Genomic DNA, 24,798 nt, shown 5'->3' with positions numbered 1-24,798 from the left:
TTACTTGTTTACCCGGCGCAGTTCATCGATGATGAACAGTGCCGCGCCGATGCAGATGGCGCTATCGGCGATATTGAAAGCGGGGAAATGGCCCCAGCTCTTCCAGTGGAAATCGAGGAAATCGACCACGTGGCCGTACATCAGGCGGTCGATGGCATTGCCCAGCGCACCACCGAGTATCAGCGCCAGGGCCCAGCAGAACAGGCGCTGGCCGGCATGCTTTTTCAGCAGATAGATGATGTAGATGGCCGCCGCCAGGGCGATACCGGTGAAGAAATAGCGCTGCCAGCCGCCTTGGTCGGACAGGAAACTGAACGCGGCGCCCTTGTTATACGCCAGCACCAGGTTGAAATACGAGGTGATGACCTTTTCCTGCGCATAGCTGAAGGTGCGCAGTATCGTGATCTTGCTGATCTGGTCGAACAGGATGACGATGGCGGCGATGCCCAGCCAGGGAACCAGGGACGATGAGGACGACGATTTCGATGAAAAACGGTTTTTAGTGGCCATATTTTTCCAGGGAAGGTAAAGCCGCCGCTGGCCTGATGCAGGCAGCGGCGGTGGGAGGCGGCACGGAGTGGGTATTAGTCCCCGTCCCGCACCGTCTTAACGGTTAGGCATAGCGGCGAACTTCGCCCTTGCCAAACAGGTTGCTGACGCAGCGGCCGCACAGGGTTGCATGTGCGGCGTCGCTGCCCACGTCGGCGCGGTAATGCCAGCAGCGCTCGCATTTCGGCGCCGTCGACGCAGCCACGAGCACTTCTTCTGCCGCTTCCTCAAGCACTTCGACAACGCTAGCCTGCGAGGTGATGAAGACGAACTTCAAGTCCTCGCCCAGCGTCGTCAACAGCTTGTACTTCATCGGCGCGGCCTTGATCGTCAGCTCCGCCTGCAGCGAGGAGCCGATGGCGCCCGAGGTGCGCAAGTCTTCCAGCTGCTTCGTCACGTCCGTGCGCACGGCGCGCAGGGCCGTGTACTTTTCCAGCAGGGCAGCGGCGTCCGAGACTTCCGGCAGCTGCCACCAGGTTTGCGTGAAGATGGTTTCATCGCTGGCGGCATACGCTTCCGGTCCCGCAAACACGGCCCACGCTTCTTCGGCCGTGAACGACAGGGCAGGGGCCATCAGGCGCAGCAGGCTTTGCGTGATGTGCCACAGGGCCGTTTGCGCCGAGCGGCGTGCTGGCGAATTGAGGCCCGTCGTATATAAACGGTCCTTGAGGATGTCCAGGTAGAAGCCGCCCAGGTCTTCCGAGCAGTACGTTTGCAGCTTCGAGACGATGGGGTGGAACTCGTAGCGCGCGTAGTTGTTCTCGATCTGCTGCTGCAGCGAGGCCACATTGGCGAGCACATAGCGGTCGATTTCGAACATGTCTGCCACCGGTACGGCGTCGGTGGCAGGGTTGAAGTCCGAGGTGTTGGCCAGCAGGAAGCGCAGGGTGTTGCGGATGCGGCGGTACGCTTCGGTCACGCGCTTGAGGATTTCGTCGGAGATCGACAGTTCGCCCGTGTAGTCGGTCGAAGCGATCCACAGGCGCAGGATGTCGGCGCCCAGGCTGTCCGAGATCTTTTGCGGCGCCAAAGTATTGCCCAGCGACTTGGACATCTTCTTGCCTTCGCCATCGACCGTGAAGCCGTGCGTCAGCAATGCCTTGTACGGCGGACGGCCGTTCAGCATCGACGACACCAGCAGCGACGAATGGAACCAGCCGCGATGCTGGTCCGAGCCTTCCAGGTACAGGTCGGCCGGGAATTGCAGCTGCGTCGAGTGCGAACCGTGGGCTTGCGGGCCGCCCAGCACCGTCTGGTGGGTGGCGCCGGAATCGAACCACACGTCCAGCGTGTCCTTGTTCTTGGCGTAGATGGCCGCTTCGTCGCCGATCAGGTCAGCCAGGTCCAGCGCCTGCCAGGCTTCGATGCCGTCTTTTTCGATCAGTTTGGCCACTTGTTCCAGCAGTTCGGCAGTGCGCGGATGCAGGTCGCCCGTTTCCTTGTGCACGATGAAGGCCATCGGCACGCCCCACTGGCGCTGGCGCGAGAGGGTCCAGTCGGGACGGTTGGCGATCATGCCGTGCAGGCGCGCCTGGCCCCAGTCCGGGAAGAATTCGGTGCCGGCGATGCCTTTCAGGGCCGTTTCGCGCAAGGTTGCGCCGCCGTCTTTTGGCGTCACGTCCATGCCGGCGAACCACTGCGAGGTGGCGCGGTAGATGATCGGCGTCTTATGACGCCAGCAATGCATGTAGCTATGGTCGAACATCTTGACTTCGAACAAGGCGCCGGCTTCTTTCAGGGCGTTGCAGATCGGTTTCGACGCTTCCCAGATGGTCATGCCGCCAAACAGGGGCAGGGTCGAGGCAAATTTGCCGTCGCCCATGACCGGTTTGATGATGTCGTCGTCCTTCATGCCGTGCGCCTTGCACGAGATGAAGTCGTCCAGGCCATACGCTGGCGCCGAGTGCACCACGCCCGTGCCGCTTTCTGTGGTCACGTATTCGGCCAGGTACAAAGGCGACAGGCGGTCATAGAAGGCGTCTGCTGCGTGCAGCGGGTGGCGGAAGGCGATGCCGCCCAGAGCTGCGCCGTCGCAGGTGGCAATCGTCGTGCCTTCCAGCTTGAAGCGCGCCAGGCTGGCCACGACCAGGTCTTGCGCCAGGATCAACAGCAACGGCTGGCCATCGCGCTCGGTCTTGACCAGCGCGTATTTCACTTCCGGATGCACGTTCAGGGCCTGGTTCGATGGGATGGTCCATGGCGTGGTGGTCCAGATGACGATGAAACCGTTCTCCGTCGGCAAGGAAGGCAGGCCAAAGGCAGCCGCCAGTTTTGCCGGTTCGGCGAATTTGAAGCCGACGTCGATGGAAGGATCGCGTTTTTCCGCGTATTCCACTTCCGCCTCGGCCAGCGCCGACTGGCAATCGAAGCACCAGTTGACCGGTTTCAGGCCGCGGTACACATAACCTTTTTCCAGCAGCTTGCCCAACGCGCGCAATTCGTCGGCTTCATTGCCATGCGCCATGGTCAGGTAAGGGTTGTCCCACTCGCCCAGCACGCCCAGGCGGATAAAGTCCTTTTTCTGGCGCTCGACCTGCACGGTGGCGTAGGCGCGGGCCTTTTCCAGCACCTCGGCCGTCGGCAGGTTCTTGCCGTGCAGTTTTTCGATCTGGATCTCGATCGGCATGCCGTGGCAATCCCAGCCAGGTACATACGGCGCATCAAAACCGGCCAGCGAGCGCGATTTGACAACCATGTCCTTCAGGATCTTGTTGACGGCGTGGCCCAGGTGGATGTCGCCATTCGCGTACGGCGGGCCGTCATGCAGGATGAATTTCGGACGGCCGGCGGCAGCCTTGCGCACGCGCTCATAGATTTTCTTGTCTTGCCATTGCTGTACCCATTGCGGCTCGCGCTTGGCCATGTCGCCGCGCATCGGGAATGGGGTTTCCGTCATGTTGACCGGGTATTTGCTTTCTGGCTTTTTGTTCTGCTTGGGCGTGGCTGGCTTGTTTTGATCGGACATAGTTTTCTTTACTGGTATTGAATATGTTTTGCTGCGGGGGTGTGGCGGCGCAGGCGCCGCCAGGCGGCGGAGTTGGCCAGGATCAAATTCGGTCGGTAGCGGTAATGGCGCCGCTGCGCTGTTCAAAATAGGCGCGTGCCTGGTTCGAGTCGCGCTCGATGGCGGCCGTCAGGGTGGGTAAATCGTCGTATTTTTCTTCGTCGCGCAGTTTTTGCAGGAATTCCACGCGCACTAGCTTGCCGTAGCAGGATTGCGCGAAATCAAATAGATGCACTTCCAGCAAGACGCGGCCACTGTCATCGACGGTGGGGCGCACGCCCAGGCTGGCGACGGCCGGCAGCGGCAGTAAGCCCAGGCCGTGGACTTGCACAATGAAGATGCCGGACAGGGCCGGGCGGTGCGCCACGCGCAGGTTGAGCGTGGGGAAGCCCAGGGTGCGGCCCAGCTTCTGGCCGTGGATGACATGGCCGGAAATGGCGTACGGATGGCCCAGCAGCTGCGTGGCCAGCGTGAAATCGCCTGCGGCCAGCGCCAGGCGCACGGCGGACGAGGAAATACGCGTGCTGCCATTCATGACGGTGGGTAATGTTTCCACGTGGAAACCATATTGGCGGCCCGCTTCTTGCAGCATGGCCACATCGCCGGCGCGCCGGGCGCCATAGCAAAAGTCGTCGCCGACCATCAGCCATTTCACGTGCAAGCCGTCGACCAGGACTTTTTCCGTGAATTCCTGCGGCGTCAACGCGGCGAACTGGGCGCTGAAATGCTCGACGACGACGCGGTCGATGCCGGCGTCGTCCAGCGATTGCAGCTTGTCGCGCAGGTTGGCGATGCGTTGCGGGGCTTTCGACAGGTCGCCCGCGCGCTGCGCAAAGAATTCGCGCGGGTGCGGCTCGAACGTCATGACAGCAGCTTCAATGCCGAGCTCGGTTGCTGCCTCGCGCACGCGCGCCAGCAAGGCTTGATGACCGATGTGGACACCGTCAAAATTGCCGATGGTCAGAGCGCAAGGCGCTCGTGCCTGGGCATTGGGAAGTCCGCGGAATACCTTCATAGGAATCTGATGAAAAACTGTGCCAAATGGGAGATTATACGGACTGTTTCAGGGATGCACAGCCGCAAGGGCGGGCTGAGGGGTAATTTCACCCCTGAAATGGACAAAAAGCGTTGCCGGCGGGTGGCTGGCAACGCTTTTTGGATGTACTAAGTAAGTATTCAGCGCAATCTCAACGTCGAACCCAAGCGTAGCGAGCGGCAGTGATTTGTGGCCGAGAAGCGCAACCGTACTCTAGTACGGTGAGCATCACAGGCCGCAAAGCGCGACGCGCAGTAGCTTGGGTTCGATGTTAATTACTTGTTCATCAGGGTCCAGTAACGGGCCAGGTCTGCCGCGCCATCCGTGCCCTTGACGGCTTTCAGCGCGGTCGTTGCGTTGGTTTTTTTGCCGGCCTGGATGTAGGCGATGCCCAGGTGCAACTTGGCTTCGTCTGCATACTTGGCTGTGCCCATTTTCACGGCGTCGTTCATCAGCGCCAGACCCTTGTCGGCCTGGCCATCGGAAACCAGGGCAAAGCCCAGCTTGCTCAAGCTGTCGGCGTCCTTGTTTTTCACATATTCAGCTTCCGACTTGGCGGCGTTGGCTTTCAGCTCAGCCTGCGTCTTCAGGGCCAGGTCTTTCAGGCGCTGGTGACGCGCTGCATCGGCGCCTACACCCAAGATGCCTTTTTTATAACCTTGGTCGATGATTTTCAGCGCTTCGCCTGGATTGCCTGCTTGCAACGCCAGCTGGCTGGATTCCATGTATTCGGAAGGCTTGGTGAACAGGCCGTTAGCCAGGCGCAGACGCTGGACGTCCAGGCCCAGGCGTTGCGAGAAGCCAGGCTTGCCCGATACGCGGTTCAGCAAGTCAGCCCAGTAGCTGGTCTTTGGATAGTTTGCCGCCAGTTTTTCCAGCGTGGCCACATAGCCGGCTTTGTCGTTTTGCTTGAGCTGGATGTTGGCCAGCATTTGCAGGCTCGCTTCCGAGTTGCCGCCGCGCGATTGCAGCTCTTTTGCCGCTTCGGCATAGTTGCCGCTGACGTAGTAGGTCTGGATCAGCAGTTCGCGCATCTGTGGATCTTCGCGGTCTTTCAGCGAACGTTTGATCCAGGTGATGGTATTTGGCCAGTCCTTGGCGCGGTAGTACATGCCGGCCAGGCCTTGCGTGAATTTGGGGGCTTCGGCGCCGCTCAGGCGGCCGGAATTGATGACGGCTTCGAAGGCCTTGATAGCGGTGGCATTGTCGCCGGCGCCAGCGGCGGCCGAAGCGCGTACGCGTTCGATCTGGTAGCTTTCAAAGGCGGTCTTGCCGCCGACGCTGTCTGCTTCGCGCAGTTTGGCCAGCGCTTCCTTGTTCTTGCCGCTGCTAGCGAGTTTTTGTGCTTCTTGCAGTGGCTTGCCCACTTCGGAGCGCACGGTGTCCGCGGCATATGCCAGTGAGCCCAGGCCGATTACGGGAGTTGCTGCGGTAAAACCGATAGCGGCCATGACGAGGCCGAGATGAGCGAGACGAAACTTGGACATGAGAAAGTCTTTCAGTAAAAAGCGAATAGGCAGGAAGGCCTGCCTATTCGGATGTAAAGAGAACCTGATACAACAGCTTACTGGAATTGCTCGTTGCCGACCAGACCGATTTTGGTCACGCCCAGACGTTGCGCCGACGCCATCACACCGGCGACGACTTTGTATTCCACCAGCTTGTTAGGACGCAGATGCACTTCCGGCTGATCTGCTTGCGCAGCGATGTTGCTCAGTTTGGCTTCCAGCGTATTACGATCAGGCACGACCTGATTGTCCCACAAGATAGTGCCATCAAAATCGACATCGATCGTGACGACCACTGGTTCGGTTGTCGGTGGCGGCGGGGTGCCGACCGGCATGTTCAAGTTCACCGAGTGGTTTTGCTTAGGAATCGTGATGATCAACATGATAATCAGCACCAGCATCACGTCGATGAGGGGCGTCATGTTCAGTTCCATCATTGGTTCCGGATCCGCGCCTGCTGCGCTTCCCGAACCGACATTCATACTCATAGTGTTTCCTTTAAGAAGTCCAACGAAGCACCGGGCGATACTGCCGCCCGGTAAACTTCCGCCAGTGGCGCCCCTGTGTTGCCGGGGCGCCGCTGCCAGTCGCTATCAGCCCTTGTCAGGTGGTTCGGTGATGAAGCCGACCTTCTGGATCCCGGCACGTTGGGTCGTGAAAATAACCCGGCCGATCGATTCGTAGCGTGTTTCTTGGTCGCCACGAACGTGTACTTCCGGCTGCGGTACTTTCACTGCTTCAACTTTAAGATAATCGAACAGTTCGTTCGTATCTTTCAGTCTGGTCTGGCCCAGATAAATCTCGCCATCCTTGTTAACAACGATGTTGACATTTTCTGGCTTGGTTTGAAGCGCTTGGTTGGCCTCGATCGGCAGATCGATTTTCTGCAATTTGAGGACAACCGGGCTGGTGATCAAGAAAATGATCAGCAAAACCAACATGATGTCGACGAGCGGCGTCGTGTTGATTTCGGACATTACTTTATCTTCATCTCCGCTGTCGGAGCCGACGGACATCGACATGATTCTTATCCGATCTTTTTAGCGCCGGCAGCACGGCCAGCTTCGCTGGTCGACATTGCGCCGGAGATCAGTACCGAGTGAACGTCGGCGCTGAACGAGCGGATGTCTTCCATTGCGGTTTTGTTACGACGCACCAGCCAGTTGTAACCCAGAACGGCAGGAACGGCGACCAGCAGACCGAAAGCGGTCATGATCAGTGCTTCACCAACTGGACCTGCCACTTTATCGATCGAAGCGTTACCGGTCATGCCGATAGCGGTCAGTGCGTTGTAAATACCCCAAACGGTACCGAACAGACCGATAAACGGCGCGGTCGAACCAACGGTTGCCAGGAACGACAGGCCATCTTGCAGACGCGATTGGACTTTTTCCGAAGCGCGTGCGATCGACATCGTCACCCAGGTCGACAGATCGATTTGTTCCAGCAGGGCGCCGTCATGGTGAGCGGTTGCCTTGGTGCCCGATTCAGCGATGAAGCGGAATGGCGAACCTTCTTCCAAGGTTGCCGAACCAGCAGCGATCGAAGGTGCTTTCCAGAATTTGGCAGCGGCTTCTTTAGCTTGCTTGAAGATCTTCATTTGATCGATCAGCTTGGTGATGATGATGTACCAAGTGCCGATCGACATGATGACCATGATGATCAGGGTAGCGCGTGGCACGAAGCCGCCGTCCCATACTGCAGACAGGCCGAACGGGTTGTGGACTTCTTCGGTTTTGGCTGGAGCTGCTGCATCGGCGGCTGGAGCTGCTGCGTCTGCTGCTGGAGCGGCTGCATCTGCAGCAACTGGTGCTGCTGCAGCGTCTGCCGCAGGAGCCGTAGCGGCTGCCGATGCTGGCGCGTCAGCGAATGCTGGTGCTGCTACCAGAGCGGTAGTAGCGGTGACGGACAACAGAACCGCGGCAAAAAATGCGGACAAACGGGTATTCTTAAACATGCTTCCTCCAAAATTAAAAATAACAGATCGCTGAACGTAATGACAACGAAATCATAGTGTGAGACAGGGGATAACTGTCTCGGGTTTTAATCCAGCGACCAAACGTATTGCATTTGCTGCCAGCCTTGTTCCGGCTTGCCGTCAACTGTTGCCGGCTTAAATGTACAGCGGCTGATACCTTGCACCGCAGCTCTATCCAAGTCTCTGAAGCCGCTCGACTTCACGATCTTCGAATCAGCGACCTTGCCATCTACACCGATCAGGAACGACAGTGTCACGACACCGGTTTCCTCATTGCGCTGCGACGACTTCGGATACTGCGGTTTTTCGCAGACGCTGAAGTCAACCACGGCCGGTGTACGCACCGATTTGGCTGGTCCAGGAGTTGGCGCAGGCTGTGCAGGCGGTGCTGGCGGTGCCAATACATTCGTGGCTGGCTTCACAGCAGTCGTATTTGCAATCACGTTCTGTTGTGGTGGCGGCTGCTGCACGTTCACCTCGACTGGCGGAATGAATGGCGGCGGTGGTGCCTTCATTTCTGGCGGCGGTGGTGGCGGTGGAAGATCCTTCGGTGGAGGCGGTTTGACTTCCTCGATAATCTTGGTTTCAACCGGTTCCATCATTTTGGTGACCAACCGCTTGCCCAAGCCCGTCACGATCCCGTAAGCCGCGAGAACGTGCAGCAGGACAACGATAGTGATGCCTGTGTAGTTCTTGGGACTTTTCTCGTTCGAAAAATTCATGCCTGCTTTCTCCAAATACCATCTCTTGTCTTGCAACTGAACCCCAAAATGACGACACAAAGCTCCAGCCGTATCCGGGACGTCGCCGAATTATACATACGAATTCTTTATTTTACACAGATTTTTAACGCCTAAAACCGGTTAAATTTTTGGCGCTTTTGCGCCCTGAAAACGTACTTGCTTATGCCATCTTTGCACGCTTTCGGACATAAAAAAAGGCGGTCCTATCGGTTTTTTACAGCCGTTTTGGGCGACCACTGCTAAGTTCTCCGATGTGCCATTATGGCGGAATTATATTTCGTGATATCGAATATGGAAACAGCTAAATTTGGAGAAAAATCTTTCTTTTTGGAAATGTTTTAGCTCTGAACCAGACCACTTAGGCTTGCACCCGCACCAAACGGGTGCGGCAAAGGCTTTGCCCAGGTCAAAAAACGCGCTCCCGGAGTCGCTTCCGAGGCCGATTAGCCATACTGAATTCCTATGCGGGTATAGGCTGCGCTTATATTCTTGCTAAAATTATTGCCAAGAAATTCATTTATGGCCGTGCTGCAGGATCGTCGCGCCGGTTGCGTTTCTCGCGCCGGCAATTCAAGGTACCCAATACGACGCCCTGCGGATCGACCGTATCGAGGTGGACATCGAAGCCCCACAGCCGGGCCACGTGTTTCAGCACTTCCACTGCCTGCTGGTTCAGCGGCCGGCGCTGGAATTGCGTGTGGCGCAGGGTCAGTGCGCGGTCGTCGCGCGTATTCACGGACCAGACCTGGATGTTCGGCTCGCGGTTGCCGAGGTTGTACTGTTCGGCCAGCTGCTGGCGCACGTAGCGGTAGCCGGCGTCGTCGTGGATGGCGGAAATGGCCAGTTTTTCATTCTTGTCATCGTCGAGCACGGCAAAGAAGTGGAATTCGCGTATCAAGCGGGGCGACAGGTACTGGGCGATGAAGCTTTCATCCTTGAAATTGCGCATGGCAAAGTCCAGGCTCTTGCGCCAGTCGCTGCCGGCGATGTCGGGAAACCAGACGCGGTCTTCATCGGTCGGCTGTTCGCAGATGCGGCGGATATCGCTCATCATGGCGAAACCCAGCGCATACGGGTTGATGCCGCTGTAATACGGGCTGTCGATGGGCGGTTGGTAGACCACGTTGGTATGGCTTTTCAGAAATTCCATCATGAAGCCGTCGCCCACCACGCCTTCATCGTAGAGCTGGTTCAATATCGTGTAGTGCCAGAAGGTGGCCCAGCCCTCGTTCATGACCTGGGTTTGCCGCTGTGGATAGAAATACTGGGAAATCTTGCGCACGATGCGCACCATCTCGCGCTGCCACGGTTCCAGCAGAGGCGCATACTTCTCGATGAAGTACAGCAGGTTTTCCTCGGGCTCGGGCGGAAAGCGCGGCGCGGCCTTGCGCTGGTCTTCATCCTCCTCGTCATCTTCGCGCCGGGGCAGGGTGCGCCACAGCTGGTTGATCTGCGACTGCACGTACTCTTCGCGCTCTTTCTGGCGCGCATATTCCTTGGCCATCGACAGTTTCGCCGGGCGCTTATAGCGGTCCACGCCATAGTTCTGGATCGCGTGGCACGAGTCGAGCAGCAATTCCACGGCTTCGACGCCATGGCGCTGCTCGCATTCGCTGATGTAGTTCTTGGCAAACACCATGTAGTCGATGATGGCGTCCGCGTCCGTCCAGGCGCGGAACAAATAATTACCCTTGAAGAAGGAATTGTGGCCGTACGCCGCATGCGCGATCACCAGCGACTGCATGGTCAGGCTGTTTTCCTCCATTAAATAGGCGATGCACGGGTCAGAATTGATGACGATCTCGTAGGCCAGGCCCATCTGGCCCCGCTTGTAGCTTTTCTCGGTGGAAAGGAAATGCTTGCCGAAAGACCAATGATTGTACGAAACGGGCATGCCGACCGAGGTATACGCGTCCATCATCTGCTCGGCCGTGATGATTTCCAGCTGGTTCGGATAGGTATCGAGGCCAAATTGTTTCGCTACCCTGCGGATTTCCTCGTGGATTTGCTCGATCAGCTCGAACGTCCATTCGGACTGCTCGGGCAAGGCGTTCGGATGGCGCCGGCGCACGAACGGTACGCCCGGGGTGCTGCTGGCACGGTCAAAGGCTGCACTCATCATTTCACCTGTTTCTTGAACAGTTCGCGGAAGACCGGGTAGATATCGGCCGGCGTGACGATCTTTTGCATGGCGAAATGGGCGTGATGGTCGAGCACGCCCGCGTATTGCTCCCACAGGTTTTGCTGCGGGCCGTCGGTGATCTCGACATAGGTGTAGTACTGCACCTTGGGCATGATGGTGTTGATCAGCAACTGCCGGCACAGCACGGAATCGTTGTCCCAGTTGTCGCCATCGGACGCCTGCGCTACATAGCTGTTCCATTGCCCGGCGCCATAGCGCTCGTCAATAATCGTGTTGAGCAAGTGCAGGGCCGACGAGACCACGGTGCCGCCGGACTCGCGCGAATTGAAAAACTCCTGCTCGTCGACTTCGGCCGCCGCCGTATGGTGGCGGATGAACACCACCTCGATCTTGTCGTAGGCGCGCTTGAGGAACAGATATAAAAGGATGAAGAAGCGCTTGGCCGTGTCCTTGCGCGACTCGTCCATGGAACCGGACACGTCCATGATGCAAAACATCACCGCTTGCGTCATGGGCTTGGGCACCTTGATGCGGTTGCTGTAGCGCAAGTCGAACGGGTCGATGAAAGGGATCGCCAGCAAGCGCGTGTGCAGGTGATGGATCAGGCGGCGCAGTTCGACTACCAGCGGGTCGTTGTCGGGCACGCCTTCGTGCAGCAGGGCGGCCACGTCTGCCTCTGCCTGCGCCAGTTTCTTGCGGGCGCCGCCGCCCACGGCGATGCGCCGCCCCAGCGCGCCGCGCAGGGAACGCAGCACGTGGATGTTCGATGGCGTGCCCGACATGTTGTAGCCGGCGCGCTGGTTCTTGAATTCCGTGGTGGCCGTCAGCTGGGTTTTCACCATGTGCGGCAATTCGAGGTCTTCAAAGAAATAATTCATGAATTCTTCGCGCGACAATTCAAAGATGAAATCGTCTTCCGTCGTCTCGTCGCTATTGCCCGCCTTGCCGCGTCCGGCACCGCCGCCGCCTTTCGGGCGCGCGATCTGGTCGCCTTTCAGGTATTCCTTGTTGCCGGGATTGACCACTTCCCACACGCCGCCATGCGCGTGACCAAACGACGGTTCGCCCACGTCCTTGACGGGGATGCTGACCTTTTCGCCATTTTCAACGTCCGTGATCGAGCGCCCCTTGATGGCGCGCCCCACGGCATCCTTGATCTGGCCTTTGTAGCGCCGCAAGAACCGCTCGCGGTTGACGGCGGATTTATTCTTGCTTTGCAAGCGCCTGTCGATGAGGTATGTCAAAGGGTGCCTCCTTGCTTCTCGTCTTGCGCGTCCCGCCGTCCGCCGGGCCTGTCCGTGCTATGACGACTTGCGTACGCGCAAGTACCATTCGCATAACAGGCGTACCTGCTTGGCCGTATAGCCTTTTTCCACCATGCGGGCCACGAAGTCGGCGTGCTTGTTGGCATCGTCGGCGCTGGCCTTGGCATTGAAGGAAATGACGGGCAGCAATTCTTCCGTATTCGAGAACATCTTCTTCTCGATCACGGTGCGGAACTTTTCATAACTGGTCCAGGCGGGATTCTTGCCGCCGTTGGAGGCCCGCGCGCGCAAACCGAAGTTCACGATTTCATTGCGGAAGTCCTTCGGATTGGAAATACCCGCCGGTTTCTCGATCTTCTCGAGTTCATTGTTCAGCGATTCGCGGTCGAAGCTTTCGCCCGTGTCCGGATCGCGGTATTCCTGGTCCTGTATCCAGAAGTCGGCAAACGTCACGTAGCGGTCAAAAATGTTCTGTCCGTATTCCGAATAGCTTTCCAGGTAAGCCGTCTGGATCTCCTTGCCGATGAACTCCACGTAGCGCTGCGCCAGGTGCTCCTTTATATAAGAGAAGTAGCGCTGCTCGAGTTCCGGCGCGAACTGTTCGCGCTCGACCTGCTGCTCCAGTACATATAATAGGTGCACCGGATTGGCCGCCACTTCGGAATTATCAAAGTTGAACACTTTAGACAGGATCTTGAAGGCAAAGCGCGTCGACAGGCCATTCATGCCTTCGTCCACCCCCGCGTAATCCACATATTCGTGCATGGACTTGGCTTTCGGGTCCGTATCCTTGAGGTTTTCGCCATCGTAGACCAGCATTTTCGAGAAGATGCTGGAGTTTTCCGGATCTTTCAGGCGCGACAGGACGGCAAACTGCGCCATCATGCGCAGGGTGCCGGGCGCGCAGGGCGCCTTGAGCAGCGAGGAATTGGCCACCAGCTTGTCGTAGATCTTGATTTCATCGGAAACGCGCAGGCAGTACGGCACCTTGACTATATAGATACGGTCAAGAAAGGCCTCGTTGTTGCGGTTGTTCTTGAACGTCTTCCATTCCGACTCGTTCGAGTGGGCCAGGATGATGCCGTCGAAGGGAATCGCACCGAAACCTTCCGTGCCCTTGTAATTGCCTTCCTGCGTGGCCGTCAGCAAGGGGTGCAGCACCTTGATGGGCGCCTTGAACATTTCCACGAATTCCATCAGGCCCTGGTTGGCCAGGCACAGGCCGCCCGAATAGCTGTAGGCGTCCGGATCGTCCTGCGCGTAGTCTTCCAGCTTGCGGATATCGACCTTGCCCACCAGGGAAGAAATATCCTGGTTGTTTTCATCGCCCGGTTCCGTCTTCGAGATGGCGATCTGTTTCAGCACGGAAGGATAGCGTTTGACGACGCGGAACTGGTTGATGTCGCCATTGAATTCATGCAGGCGCTTGACGGCCCAGGGGCTGGGAATGGTGCGCAGGTAGCGGCGCGGGATGCCGTAATCCTCTTCCAGGATGGTGCCGTCTTCCTGCTCGTTGAACAGGCCCAGCGGCGATTCGTTGACGGGCGAGCCTTTCAGGCAATAGAAGGGCACGAGTTCCATCAGCGACTTGAGTTTTTCCGCGATGGACGATTTGCCGCCGCCGACAGGTCCCAGCAAATACAGGATCTGCTTGCGTTCTTCCAGGCCTTGCGCCGCATGGCGGAAGTAGGAGACTACTTGCTCGATGACTTCCTCGGTGCCATAGAACTCGCGGAAGGCGGGGTAGAGCTTGAGGACCTTGTTGGCGAAGATGCGCGACAGCCGCGTGTCGTTGCGCGTATCGACCAGTTGCGGCTCGCCGATCGCGGCCAGCATGCGTTCGGGCGCGCTGGCATACGTCAGCTTGTCCTTCTTGCACAGGGCCAGGTATTCGGTGAGCGACATTTCCTCTTCGCGGGTGCGCTCGTAGCGTGCTGCATAGTTGTCAAAAATGGTCATGTCAAATGTCCTTTAATGTAAAACTAAACTGCCAGTCACCATTGCCGCCCGCCTGGCACTCGCCTGGGCTTGCCGCTTCAACTTTCCACTACCCGATACCGATTTTTATAGTTGTTTCAAGCCCGGCTGTCTTTGCGAGTCCGGATTGCCCGGACCAAAAAACTGGCGCTTGATGCCGTGTGCTGACGTAGCCAGCCGGCTTTTTTTTACCATTGATAGCGCTTGATGCATCTACCTTTACCCCATGAAATTAATTATTGCTCTAAAGGATCAGGAAGTCAAAAGATAATCTCAGCATATCTTTAATACTTGTTTGTAAATTGTTGATTTAATTGGATAAATCCTAAAAATTTTTAGTCTTTTCAATGCACGTTTTACTGCCTCTCTCTTCATCATACGACAATTTGCCAGCGTGTGCCGGTGCCGCTCCGGCAAGGGTGGCAGCCACCGCCGCGACGGCCCGGCGCCGGTGAGGCCGGCCATCTTGCGCTAAGATGCCTGCATGTTTGATGGCAGCGGCCAGCGCGCGCATTGTGTACGCCGCGCCTGGTGCGTGCAGGCCAGCATTTTTATCGTCACCCTATAAGGAATACCCATGATGAACCCACAATTGCGCGCCATCGTGCGCGGCATGCCGAAAGCCGAGCTGCATATCCATATTGAAGGTTCGCTGGAACCAGAACTGATTTTCGCACTGGCCGAGCGCAATGGCGTGCCGCTGGGCTATGAATCGGTGGAACACTTGCGCAGCGCCTATGCTTTTACAGATTTACAGTCTTTTCTCGACATTTATTACGCTGGCGCAAGCGTGCTCCTGAAAGAGCAGGATTTTTATGACATGACGCAAGCCTACCTGCTGCGTGCCGAAGCGGACAATGTCTTGCACACGGAAATTTTCTTCGATCCGCAAACGCACACGGCGCGCGGCGTGGCGATGGCTGATGTTATTAATGGCATCTACCGTGCCTGCCAGGACAGCCCCGTCAGCGCGGCCCTGATCCTGTGTTTCCTGCGCCATCTGAGCGAAGCGGAAGCCATCGAGACACTGGAAGATGCGCTGCCGCACCGCGACAAATTTATCGGCGTCGGCCTCGATTCCTCGGAAGTGGGCAACCCGCCCGAGAAATTCTCGCGCGTGTTTGCCCGTTGCCGCGAGCTGGGCCTGCACCTGGTGGCCCACGCGGGCGAGGAAGGTCCGCCAGCCTACATCCGCACGGCACTGGATGACTTGCAAGTCGAGCGCATCGACCATGGCGTACGCTGCCTGGAAGACGCGGAACTGACGGCCCGCCTGGCGCGCGAACAGATCGCCCTCACCGTCTGCCCATTGTCGAACACCAAGCTGCGCGTGTTTGACCAGATGCACGAGCATAACCTGGTGCAACTGCTCGACGCGGGCTTGCTGGTGACGGTGAACTCGGACGATCCGGCGTATTTTGGCGGCTACATGAACGATAACTTCGACGCCATCTTTGACTCCCTGCCGCTGGGCCTTGCGCATGCGCAGCGTTTGGCGCGCAACGGTTTCATCGCCGCCTTCCTGCCACAGGCCCGGAAAGACGCGTTCCTCGCCACCGTCGATGCGTATTTCGCGCAGCACGCCGCCGCCCACGGCGCAGCGCAATAAGCAGCGCAAACCACTTTCATAAAGACCCGCCGCCCATGCTCCGCCTCTCCCTCAAAATGACCGGCCGCGACTGGCGCGCCGGGCAACTGCGTTTCCTGCTCGTCGCGCTGATCGTGGCCGTGGCGGCCCTGTCGGCCGTGGGCTTCTTCGTCGACCGCCTGCGCGCGGGCCTGAACCGCGACGCGCACCAGCTGCTGGGGGCCGACCTGGTCATCAGCGCCGACCAGCCCGTCAATGCCGCGTGGCGCGCCGAAGCACAGAAGCGTGGCTTCGTCCTGGCCGACACGGTGACCTTTCCCAGCATGGCGCAGGCGGGCGAGGGCGAGCAGTCGCAGTCGCAGCTGGCCTCCATCAAGGCCGTCTCGCCCGGCTACCCGCAGCGCGGCAAGCTGAAAATCACCACCAATATCAGCGCAGCGCAGGATGCCTTGGGCCAGCCGACGAACCTGGTGCCGGCGCCGGGCACCGTGTGGGTCGATGCGGCCATCCTGTCCAGCCTGAACGCCAAGCTGGGCGATACCCTCACATTGGGCGACAAGGCGTTTACCGTCACGCAACTGATCGCGTCCGAGCCGGACCGCGGCGCGTCTTTCCTGAACTTCGCCCCGCGCGTGATGCTGCCTTTGAGTGACTTGGCCGCCACGGCGCTGGTGCAGAACGGCTCGCGCGTGTCGTACCGCTTGCTGCTGTCGGCGCCACCGGCCAGGGCGGGCGAGATTGCGGCATATCAAGCCTGGCTGGAAAACCAGATCAAGACGCAATCGATAAAAGGCGTGCGCATCGAATCGCTGGAATCGGGCAGTCCGCAGATGCAGTCGACACTGGACCGCGCCGACCGCTTCCTGTCGCTGGTCGGCTTGCTGTCGGCCATGCTGGCCGCTGTCGCCGTGGCGATGGCGGCGCGCCGCTTCATGCTGCGCCACCTGGACGCCTGCGCCATGCTGCGCTGCCTGGGCCTGACGCAAAACCAGGTCACGGCCATGTATCTGATCGAATTCCTGCTCGTCGGCCTGGCCGGCAGCGTGGTGGGCGTGGCCGTGGGTTTCGGCGGCCACCTGGTGCTGCTCGAATTGCTGGGCAAGCTGGTGCAAAGCGATTTGCCGCCCGTGTCGATGCTGCCCGCGCTGCAAGGCGTGGCCACCGGCATGCTGCTCTTGCTGGGCTTTGCCCTGCCGCCGATTTTGCAGTTGCGCAATGTTCCCCATAACCGCGTGATCCGCCGTGAACAGGAGCCGCCGCAGGCGCTGGCCCTGGCGACCTACGGCCTGGGCATCGCCGCCTTCGTCGTGCTGCTGCTGTGGCAGGCGGGCGATGTGAAACTGGCGCTGCTGACGGCGGCAGGTTTCCTGGGCGGCTTCGCCCTCTTCGCCCTGGCCGGCTGGCTGGGCATCAAATCGCTGAAAACCTTGCGCGGCGCGTTCAACCACCAGGGCTGGCGCTTCGCCGTCACGTCCTTGCAGCGCCGTCCGGGCGCCACCGTCATCCAGGTGGTGTCGCTGGCCTTGGGCCTGATGGCCTTGCTGCTGCTGACGGTCGTACGGGGCGACTTGATGGTGGCCTGGCGCAACGCCACGCCGCCCGATGCGCCGAACCGTTTCATGATCAACATCCTGCCCGAGCAAAAGGAGCCGATCGCCGCGCGCCTGGCGCAGGCCGGCGTGGCCAACGCACCACTGTATCCGATGATACGCGGGCGCCTGGTGGCCGTGAATGGCAACACTATTACCGAAGAGACTTACCAGGACGACCGCGCCAAGGGCCTGGCCGACCGCGAATTCAACCTCTCGACGATGGCCACCATGCAGGAGGAAAACAAGCTCGTCGCCGGCAAGTGGTTCAGCAATGCGCCCGGCGCGCCGGCCGAAGCGTCGGTGGAAGAGGGCATCGCCAAGACCCTGAAGCTGAAACTGGGCGATAAATTGCGCTTCGACATCGCCGGCCAGCCGGTGGAGGCGGCCATTACCAGCTTGCGCAAGCTGGAATGGGGCTCGATGCGCGTCAATTTCTTTGTCATCATCAACCCGGCCGCCATGGCTGACACGCCGCAGACGTGGATCACGGCGTTTCATCTGCCTGCCGCGCAGGCGGACCTGGGCAATGCCCTGCTGCGCGACTACCCGAACCTGACGGTGGTGGACGTGGGCGGCGTGCTCAAACAGATCCAGGGCGTGCTGGACCAGGTGGTCACGGCCGTCGAATTCCTCTTCGTCTTCACCCTGGCCTCGGGTTTACTGGTGCTGTATGCGGCCTTGATGGGTTCGCAGGACGAGCGCACGCGCGAGGCTGGCCTGCTGCGTGCGCTGGGCGCCACGCGGCGCCAGCTGGCGCAGGCGCAGCTGATCGAGTTTTCTCTCGTCGGCGCGCTGGCCGGCTTGCTGGCGGCGACGGGCGCGGCCGCCATGGGCTGGGCGCTGGCCACCTATCAGTTCAAATTTGCCTGGAGCTTTGCGCCCGGCGTGTGGGCCTTCGGCCTGCTGGCCGGCGCCCTGTGCGCGATCGCTGGCGGCTGGCTGGGACTGCGCAATGTGCTCAAGCATCCACCCCTGCAGACTTTACGCGAAGGTTAAGCTTTCATGCTGTCGTCCGCCTGCGCGCGTAAAAATTGCGCGTAGGACATGACTGGCTGCCCCAGCTGGTGGGGCGGCACGTCGAACAGGGCCCAGAAATACGCCACGCGGCCCAGGCAGATGGTGGGCGCGGCGCAGTAGCGGAACCAGTTTTCGCCGATATGCGCGGCGTACATGCCGTCGCTGCCGGCGTCGGAAAAATACGGAATCACGCGCATTTCCAGCAGCGCCTGCAGCAGTGACTGGGGCGCGTCGTTGTCGCGCGCCATTTCGTACTGCGTGTGCAGGCTGCGTTCCGTTGCGATGATCATTAGCCTGGCCTGGCCGTCGCGTGTAAAAAACAGGATGCCGGTGGGATTGGGGAAGATGTAAAACTCGACGAAGCCATGGCGCAGGCACAGCTCGTGCACGACGGCGGCCAGCGCTTCGTCCTGCAGAAAACTGTAGTCGTGCAGCAATAACAAGTCGCGCACGGTGTCCGATTGCTGCAGGAAAAACGCGCGCTGCAGGCTGACGATTTCCTGCTCCAGGATGTCGAGCGCATCGTCGTCGCTCTTCTTGATATAGCGGTCGATCAAGCCCCGGTTGAAGGCCGTCACGGCCATTTTTTCATCGGCCGCCCCTGTAAATAAAATCTTCTTGCACGGCAAGTCGCGCACGGCCTGGCAAAATTCCAGGCCGTTCATCTGCGGCATCGAATAATCGACCACCAGCACGGACGGCACGGCAAAGCGCTGCGCCTGGCCGCTGATGCGCCAGATGCGTTCGATGTCGATGCCCACGTTGCAATCGTTGGGCGCCATGTTCTGCAGGTCGTAATTCACGTGCAGGGGCATGTCCCCGCGCTGGCTCGTTTGCTGCAGCCAGCGCAATGCAGTGCTCGTATCGTGGAAGGTCTTGCGCGCCAGCGCAGGGTCGAGCTGGAAAGCCATGCTTTTCAGGAAGGAATCGCTGTCATCGATCAGTACAGTGAGCGTCGGATGGGTGTAGACGGGCAGTTGCATGCATCACCTTGCGAGGGGAGAGAGTTGGAAGCGGGCCGGCACGGGCAGGGGGAATTCCAGGATGAAAATCGCATACGCATGCTCGCGCGAGACGCAGCGGATGCGCGCCTGCCAGGCGTCGGCGATCTGCCGGCACAGGGCCAGGCCGATGCCGCTGCCGTTGTGCACGGGATACGAATAAAACCGTTCAAAGATCAGCGGCAGGCGGTTCTGCGCGATGCCGCAGCCCGTGTCGATGAACAGCAGGCGGGGCACGGGGCGCTCGCCGTCGATGATGATGCGCACGCGGCCCTTGCCGGCCCGCTGGGTGGCTTTCAGCGCGTTTCTCAGCAAGTTCAGCAAGATCACCACGCACAATTCATCCTGGCCGGCAAACTGGAAGTCGGCGCGCACGTCCAGCGTGACGCTGCTGCGCTGCTTGCTGCCGGTAAAAGGATAGCGCTTGAGCACGGCGTTCACCATGTCTTGCATCGACAGCGCCTGCCGGGGTTCGAGGTTGCGGTTGACGGCGCTGGCGCTCATGAGGAACAGATCGATCATGTGCTGCATGTGGCGCACTTCAAACTGGATGCGCGACAGCGCTTCCTGCACGGGCGGCACCTCGTCGGCCTTGCCGGCCTCGTTGGGCAGCTGCGGCAGCAGCCGGCGCAGGCCCCGCACATTGGCCTCCACGCTGGTGAGCGGCGTGCGCAGCTCGTGCGCCACGGAGCCGAGTCCGGACGCCAGGCCGGCCAGGCGCTCCTGTTCCAGCACCTTGCTGCCCACTTTCACCACGGACAGCGCGGCGATGGTGAACCAGTGCACGGGCAGTTGTTGCAGTACCTCGGGCTGCAGCAGGAAATTGCCTTCCCCCTGCACGATGACGGCCAGGCAGGCGGCGCTGGTGCCGATCAGGTAGGCGCGGCAGGCCAGCCCCGTTTCGAAATGAAACAGCACCACCAGGCCGATCAGCAATGATTCGCCCCAGATGGACGAAGCATGATTCATCACGAACATGAAGGTAAAGAAAAAGGGCAGAATGTAGCTGAGGGCGAACAGCAGATAGCGCGACAGCCAGCGCGCCGTGAAGCGGCGCGCAAACAGGCCGGCCACGCAAATGCCCACGCCCGTCAGGCGCAGGATCAGGTTTTCATAGGCTTGCGGGAAGAAAAATTGCCACAGCAAATAGTACAGCGGCATCGCCACCGTGCCCACGGCGGCCAGCAAGGCGACACGGTTGGCCAGGTGTTCATGCGGCGCGCGCTCATGCAGCAGCGCATGGAGCAGGCGCCGCCGCCAGTGTGTCCATCGTGCGTGCAATTGCTGCGTCATGACTGTGCCTTGATGCTCTTCAGAACGTCATCATCGCGTAATTTTTTCCAGTTGAATGGTTATCTGGACGGTCTTTGATATACGTCAATGGATAGATGGGCAACACGGTCAAGGCTTTAACGGGTAACCAACCTATCCCCAGGAGAAAACTCATGAGCATCGCAAGCAGCCTTCACGCCCCATCCTTCGCCCGTGCCGAACACTGCATGCCCGACTATATTGCGCGGCGCATGGATGCGCATCACATCACGCGCATCGAAAAATTGCTGGGCGGCCAGCATCCCCATGCCTGGCAACCCACGCCAGCGCACGCCGTTTTTCTGGCGGGCAATGATTACCTGTCCATCGCCGCCGAGCCTGCCCTGGTGGCGGCCCAGGTGGCTGTCCTGCAGGCGAACGCGGGCGGCATGCTGATGTCGGCCGTGTATTTGCAGGAAGGCAGCGACCAGCATCGCCTGGAAAACCGGCTGGCCCGCTTCATGGGCAGCGAGGACGGCATCCTGGCGCAGTCCGGCATGGCGGCCAACGTGGGATTGCTCCAGTGCATTGCCGGCCCCGGCATTCCCGTCTACCTGGACATGCAGGCCCACGCCTCGCTGTGGGAAGGCGTGCTGTCGGCGCAGGCCCAGGCCGTCGCCTTTTTGCATAACGACATGGCGCACCTGCGGCGGCAAGTGGAAAAGCACGGCCGCGGCGTGATCGTCGTCGATGCCCTGTACAGTACCAACGGCAGCCTGGCGCCGCTGCTGGAACTGCTCGACATTGCCGAGCGCAGCGATTGCGTGGTGGTGGTCGACGAGTCGCATTCGCTGGGCACGCATGGCCCGCAAGGCGCGGGCCTGGTGGAGCAATGGGGACTGGGCCACCGCGTGCATTTCCGCACGGCATCATTGGCCAAGGCGTTTGCCGGACGCGCCGGCTTCATCAGTTGTTCCAGCCGCTTCAAGGGCTATTTCTTGTCCGAATCGCGCCCCGCCATCTTCAGCTCCTGCCTGCTGGCGCATGAACTGGCGTGGCTGGACGCGGCGCTCGATTTCATCATGGCCGCCGACGCGCGCCGCGCCACCTTGCGCCAGCACACGCTGCAGGTGCGCGAGGGCTTGCGCGAGCTCGGCTATAACGTCAGCGACGGCACGGAGCAGATCGTGGCGCTAGAGGCGGGCGGCGAACCGGCGACCCTGGCCCTGCGCCAGGCGCTGGAGCGCCATGGCATCTACGGCGCCATGTTCTGCGCCCCGGCGACGGCGAAGAACCGCGCCCTCGTGCGCCTGACCCTGAACGCAGCACTCGACGAAGCGGGTATCGCCAGGCTGCTGCGGGCCTGCGCCGCCATCCGCAGCGAAGTGGGCGTGGAGCAGTGGCAGTCGACGCGGCGCCTGCGCAAGCTGGCGCTGGTCAGCTAGGCCGTGTTATTCCGTGTTATGGATACGGCCCTTCCTGCCGCGCTGCCTGCCGGAAAGGCCGCGCTGCGCTATCATGACGGCCATGACTGATACCACTGCCCCTGCCACTACCTTGTATGAGACCATCGGCGGCGCGCCCGTGCTGCGCCAGATGGTCGACCGTTTTTACGATTTGATGGAACTGGAAGCAGAGTTTGCCGGCATCCGCGTCATGCATCCGCCGGCCACCGATGGTTCGCGCGACAAGCTGTATTTCTTCCTGACAGGCTGGATGGGCGGGCCGGACCTGTATATCGAAAAGTTCGGCCACCCGCGCCTGCGCGCCCGTCACTTGCCGTATGCCATCGGCACCAGCGAGCGCGACCAGTGGCTGCGCGCCATGGCCTGGGCCATGGAAGACACGGGCATCGAAGAATCCCTGCGCGTGCGCCTGATGGAGTCGTTCTATCAGACTGCCGACTGGATGCGTAACAAACCTGATTGATCCCATGAGTCCATTCGAGTTTTATAGTCTGCTGGGCGCCATCGCGGTCGCCATCATCTTGCTGTTGTTTAATATGTTGCGTCCGCGCACGGGCGCCAGCGACGGCGCCACCACCCTGGCGCTGGTGCAGCAGCACCAGCAGCAAAGCCTGGAACGCATCGACCGCGTCGAGCGCGAAGTGCGGCTGCAATTGCAAGCGTCGGCGCAAGCGACGCGGCACGACCTGGCCGCCGGCCTGGCGCAATTCCAGGCGGCAACATTGCAACAGCTCGACAGCCTGCGCGCGCAGATGCAGGCGCAGGGCCAGAGCGGGCGTGAGGAGCAGGCGCAGAGCCTGGCGCGCTTTGCCGACAGCACCAACCAGACCCTGGCTAAACTGACGGAATCGAATGCGCAGCGCATGCTGGAAGTGCGCGCCACCCTGGAAAGCAAGATCCGCGACTTGCAGGCCGATAATGGCGCGCGCCTGGAAGAGATGCGCAAGACGGTCGATGAAAAACTGCACGCCACCCTGGAGACGCGCTTGAGTGCGTCGTTCCAGCAAGTGTCGGAGCGGCTGGAAAAAGTCCACCAGGGCCTGGGCGAAATGCAGCAGCTGGCGCTGGGCGTGGGCGACCTGAAGCGAGTGCTTACGAATGTGAAGACGCGGGGTACCTGGGGCGAAGTGCAGCTGGAAATGCTGCTTGAGCAGGTGCTCACTGTCGACCAGTACGCGAAGAACGTGGAAACGGTGGCTGGCAGCGGCGCGCGCGTGGAATTTGCCCTGAAGCTGCCGGGCATGGTCGATGGCGGCCCGCCCGTATGGATGCCCATCGATGCGAAGTTTCCCAAGGAGCAATATGAGCGCCTGGTCGAGGCGGCCGAGCGGGCCGATGCCGAGGGCGTGGCCTTGGCCGGGCGCGAGCTGGAACGCGCCGTGCGCGGCGAGGCGAAGACCATCGCCGAAAAATACCTGGCGCCGCCGCAGACCACCGATTTCGCCATCCTGTTCCTGCCCACCGAGGGGCTGTATGCAGAAGTCATGCGCCGCCCGGGCCTGGCCGACGAATTGCAGCGCCTGCACCGCGTCAGCATCGCGGGGCCGTCCACCCTGACGGCCTTGCTCAACAGCTTGCAGATGGGTTTCCGCACGCTGGCGCTGGAAAAACGTTCATCGGAAGTGTGGCAGGTGCTGGGTGCCGTCAAGACGGAATTCGGCAAGTTTGGCGACGTTTTGTCGCAAACCAGGCTGACCCTGGAAAAAGCGGCCAAGAACATCGAGAGCGCGGAAGTGCGCAGCCGGCAGATGGCGCGTAAATTGAAGTCGGTAGAAGCCTTGCCGGGCGAGGCGGCCGCCTTGCTGCTGGGCGCGGCGGACGCAGGCTTGGCTGCCGAGGCTGACGGCGAGTAGCGTGGTCTTGCGTTTTTTGCGTCTGGCCGCCGCTGGCTAGCCCTGGATGGCTGGCCTTTCCTGCGCCATGTGCCGCTCGACCAGCAGTTGCGTGATGCTGCCCGCCGCATCGAGTTCGCGCTGCGCCAGCGCGCGCAGATCGTCTTGCGCCAGGCCGGCCAGCAAGGCGCCGCGCAAGGCGTCAGCCTCGGCGGCATGCCCCTGTCCGCGCAGCACGGCGATGGCGATGCGCACGTCCTTGACCAGGTTCGTCAGCTCTGCCGCCAGGCGCGGCGCCGTGCCTGGCACGGGAAACAGGGGCAGGCTCGCGGCCAGGGCATTGACCATGTCGAGCTGCGCGAGCGGCGCGCCGCGATAGCGGTCCGCGAGGGCGAAATCGCCCGCTTCAATGACTGAGGGCAGTGCTTGCCAGGCGTACTGCCGTGCCAGCTCGGCGTCGCTGGCGTCCAGCCGCGCGAACAGTGCGTAGGTCGAGCGGCTATCGCCTAGCGTCTCGTTCATTTCGACGATGAGGGAGAAGCGCGATGCGCGGCCAAACGGCATTTCCGTTTGCTGCCCGCCGCTGTCGTCACGCCCCACATACTGCCCGCCTGCGAGTAGCCGGCGTATTTGCTCATCGCGCTCTGCCTTCAGTGCGGCGTGCGCAGGCGCGTACGCGTCGGCCAGGAATTTCCACTCCAGCATCGTCATGAAAAAGCTGGACCGGGGCGGTAATGCCGTTCAGTTAAGACTGGACGGCATTTTTATTTTGAGCTTGTAAACGCCCATGTCAGATGTTAACCTGCGTGGCGATGCTTGATGACCCTCTCCATTTCCTGGCAAACCAC

The 24,798-nt window shown here is 60.3% G+C and carries 19 protein-coding genes; 5 read left to right on the top strand and 14 right to left on the bottom strand.

The genetic code is table 11. From position 1 onward, the window contains the following. The 11 genes from lspA to ACQ4W6_RS24275 all read right to left on the bottom strand — a co-directional run bounded on the left by lspA (position 1) and on the right by ACQ4W6_RS24275 (position 14,185). The gene (gene lspA / locus ACQ4W6_RS24325; protein WP_436569739.1) at positions 1-510 is read right to left on the bottom strand and encodes a signal peptidase II; all 510 of its coding nucleotides are present in this window, start codon (positions 508-510) and stop codon (positions 1-3) included. 103 nt (positions 511-613) lie between these two features. Beyond that, positions 614-3,514, bottom strand: coding sequence for an isoleucine--tRNA ligase (gene ileS / locus ACQ4W6_RS24320; protein ID WP_436569738.1), 2,901 nt, complete (start codon positions 3,512-3,514; stop codon positions 614-616). Between the two features lie 82 nt (positions 3,515-3,596). Further along, a complete protein-coding gene (locus ACQ4W6_RS24315) occupies positions 3,597-4,568 on the bottom strand; it encodes a bifunctional riboflavin kinase/FAD synthetase (protein ID WP_436569737.1) in 972 nt (323 codons plus the stop codon). Between the two features lie 296 nt (positions 4,569-4,864). Beyond that, positions 4,865-6,076 (bottom strand): tetratricopeptide repeat protein, encoded by a 1,212-nt coding sequence (locus ACQ4W6_RS24310; RefSeq protein WP_436569736.1) that lies wholly within the window; start codon positions 6,074-6,076, stop codon positions 4,865-4,867. 77 nt (positions 6,077-6,153) lie between these two features. Then, positions 6,154-6,585, bottom strand: a complete 432-nt coding sequence (locus tag ACQ4W6_RS24305; protein WP_436569735.1) for an ExbD/TolR family protein — start codon at positions 6,583-6,585, stop codon at positions 6,154-6,156. 105 nt (positions 6,586-6,690) lie between these two features. Continuing rightward, a complete protein-coding gene (locus tag ACQ4W6_RS24300) occupies positions 6,691-7,119 on the bottom strand; it encodes an ExbD/TolR family protein (RefSeq protein ID WP_436569734.1) in 429 nt (142 codons plus the stop codon). Positions 7,120-7,124: 5 nt separating this feature from the next. After that, positions 7,125-8,054 (bottom strand): MotA/TolQ/ExbB proton channel family protein, encoded by a 930-nt coding sequence (locus ACQ4W6_RS24295; RefSeq protein WP_436569733.1) that lies wholly within the window; start codon positions 8,052-8,054, stop codon positions 7,125-7,127. An 86-nt stretch (positions 8,055-8,140) separates the two neighbouring features. Next, entirely contained in the window at positions 8,141-8,797 is a 657-nt protein-coding gene (locus ACQ4W6_RS24290) for an energy transducer TonB (RefSeq protein ID WP_290607162.1), read from the bottom strand. Positions 8,798-9,335: 538 nt separating this feature from the next. Further along, the gene (locus ACQ4W6_RS24285; RefSeq protein ID WP_436569768.1) at positions 9,336-10,937 is read right to left on the bottom strand and encodes a SpoVR family protein; all 1,602 of its coding nucleotides are present in this window, start codon (positions 10,935-10,937) and stop codon (positions 9,336-9,338) included. After that, positions 10,937-12,205, bottom strand: a complete 1,269-nt coding sequence (locus ACQ4W6_RS24280) for a YeaH/YhbH family protein (RefSeq protein WP_436569732.1) — start codon at positions 12,203-12,205, stop codon at positions 10,937-10,939. The genes ACQ4W6_RS24285 and ACQ4W6_RS24280 overlap by 1 nt, the downstream gene beginning before the upstream one ends. A gap of 57 nt (positions 12,206-12,262) precedes the next feature. Continuing rightward, positions 12,263-14,185, bottom strand: a complete 1,923-nt coding sequence (locus ACQ4W6_RS24275) for a PrkA family serine protein kinase (RefSeq protein WP_436569731.1) — start codon at positions 14,183-14,185, stop codon at positions 12,263-12,265. 595 nt (positions 14,186-14,780) lie between these two features. On the opposite strand from ACQ4W6_RS24275, the gene ACQ4W6_RS24270 reads away from it, so the two are divergent. Both ACQ4W6_RS24270 and ACQ4W6_RS24265 read left to right on the top strand, forming a co-directional pair. After that, on the top strand, positions 14,781-15,812 hold the full coding sequence (locus tag ACQ4W6_RS24270) for an adenosine deaminase (protein ID WP_436569730.1): 1,032 nt from the start codon (positions 14,781-14,783) through the stop codon (positions 15,810-15,812). A gap of 35 nt (positions 15,813-15,847) precedes the next feature. Further along, positions 15,848-18,379, top strand: a complete 2,532-nt coding sequence (locus tag ACQ4W6_RS24265) for an ABC transporter permease (RefSeq protein ID WP_436569729.1) — start codon at positions 15,848-15,850, stop codon at positions 18,377-18,379. Here ACQ4W6_RS24265 and ACQ4W6_RS24260 read toward each other — a convergent pair. Next, positions 18,376-19,383 (bottom strand): response regulator, encoded by a 1,008-nt coding sequence (locus ACQ4W6_RS24260; protein ID WP_436569728.1) that lies wholly within the window; start codon positions 19,381-19,383, stop codon positions 18,376-18,378. The two genes, ACQ4W6_RS24265 and ACQ4W6_RS24260, sit on opposite strands and share 4 nt — an antisense overlap. A gap of 3 nt (positions 19,384-19,386) precedes the next feature. Then, entirely contained in the window at positions 19,387-20,694 is a 1,308-nt protein-coding gene (locus ACQ4W6_RS24255) for a sensor histidine kinase (protein ID WP_436569727.1), read from the bottom strand. A 152-nt stretch (positions 20,695-20,846) separates the two neighbouring features. Here ACQ4W6_RS24255 and cqsA point away from each other — a divergent pair, with 152 nt between their 5' ends. From cqsA to ACQ4W6_RS24240, 3 genes are all read left to right on the top strand, one after another. Beyond that, the gene (cqsA, locus tag ACQ4W6_RS24250) at positions 20,847-22,097 is read left to right on the top strand and encodes an alpha-hydroxyketone-type quorum-sensing autoinducer synthase (protein WP_436569726.1); all 1,251 of its coding nucleotides are present in this window, start codon (positions 20,847-20,849) and stop codon (positions 22,095-22,097) included. Positions 22,098-22,170: 73 nt separating this feature from the next. Next, positions 22,171-22,581 (top strand): group II truncated hemoglobin, encoded by a 411-nt coding sequence (locus ACQ4W6_RS24245; RefSeq protein ID WP_436569725.1) that lies wholly within the window; start codon positions 22,171-22,173, stop codon positions 22,579-22,581. Between the two features lie 4 nt (positions 22,582-22,585). After that, positions 22,586-23,971, top strand: coding sequence for a DNA recombination protein RmuC (locus tag ACQ4W6_RS24240; RefSeq protein WP_436569724.1), 1,386 nt, complete (start codon positions 22,586-22,588; stop codon positions 23,969-23,971). Between the two features lie 36 nt (positions 23,972-24,007). On the opposite strand, the gene ACQ4W6_RS24235 is transcribed toward ACQ4W6_RS24240, so the two are convergent. Continuing rightward, entirely contained in the window at positions 24,008-24,661 is a 654-nt protein-coding gene (locus ACQ4W6_RS24235; protein WP_436569723.1) for a hypothetical protein, read from the bottom strand. Between the last annotated feature and the right edge of the window lie 137 nt (positions 24,662-24,798).

It is taken from the genome of Janthinobacterium woesei (genome assembly GCF_051380875.1).
Classification (GTDB): domain Bacteria; phylum Pseudomonadota; class Gammaproteobacteria; order Burkholderiales; family Burkholderiaceae_D; genus Janthinobacterium.
The sequence above is the reverse complement of the archived record's forward strand: the minus strand, read 5'-3'. Positions and strand labels throughout refer to the sequence as shown.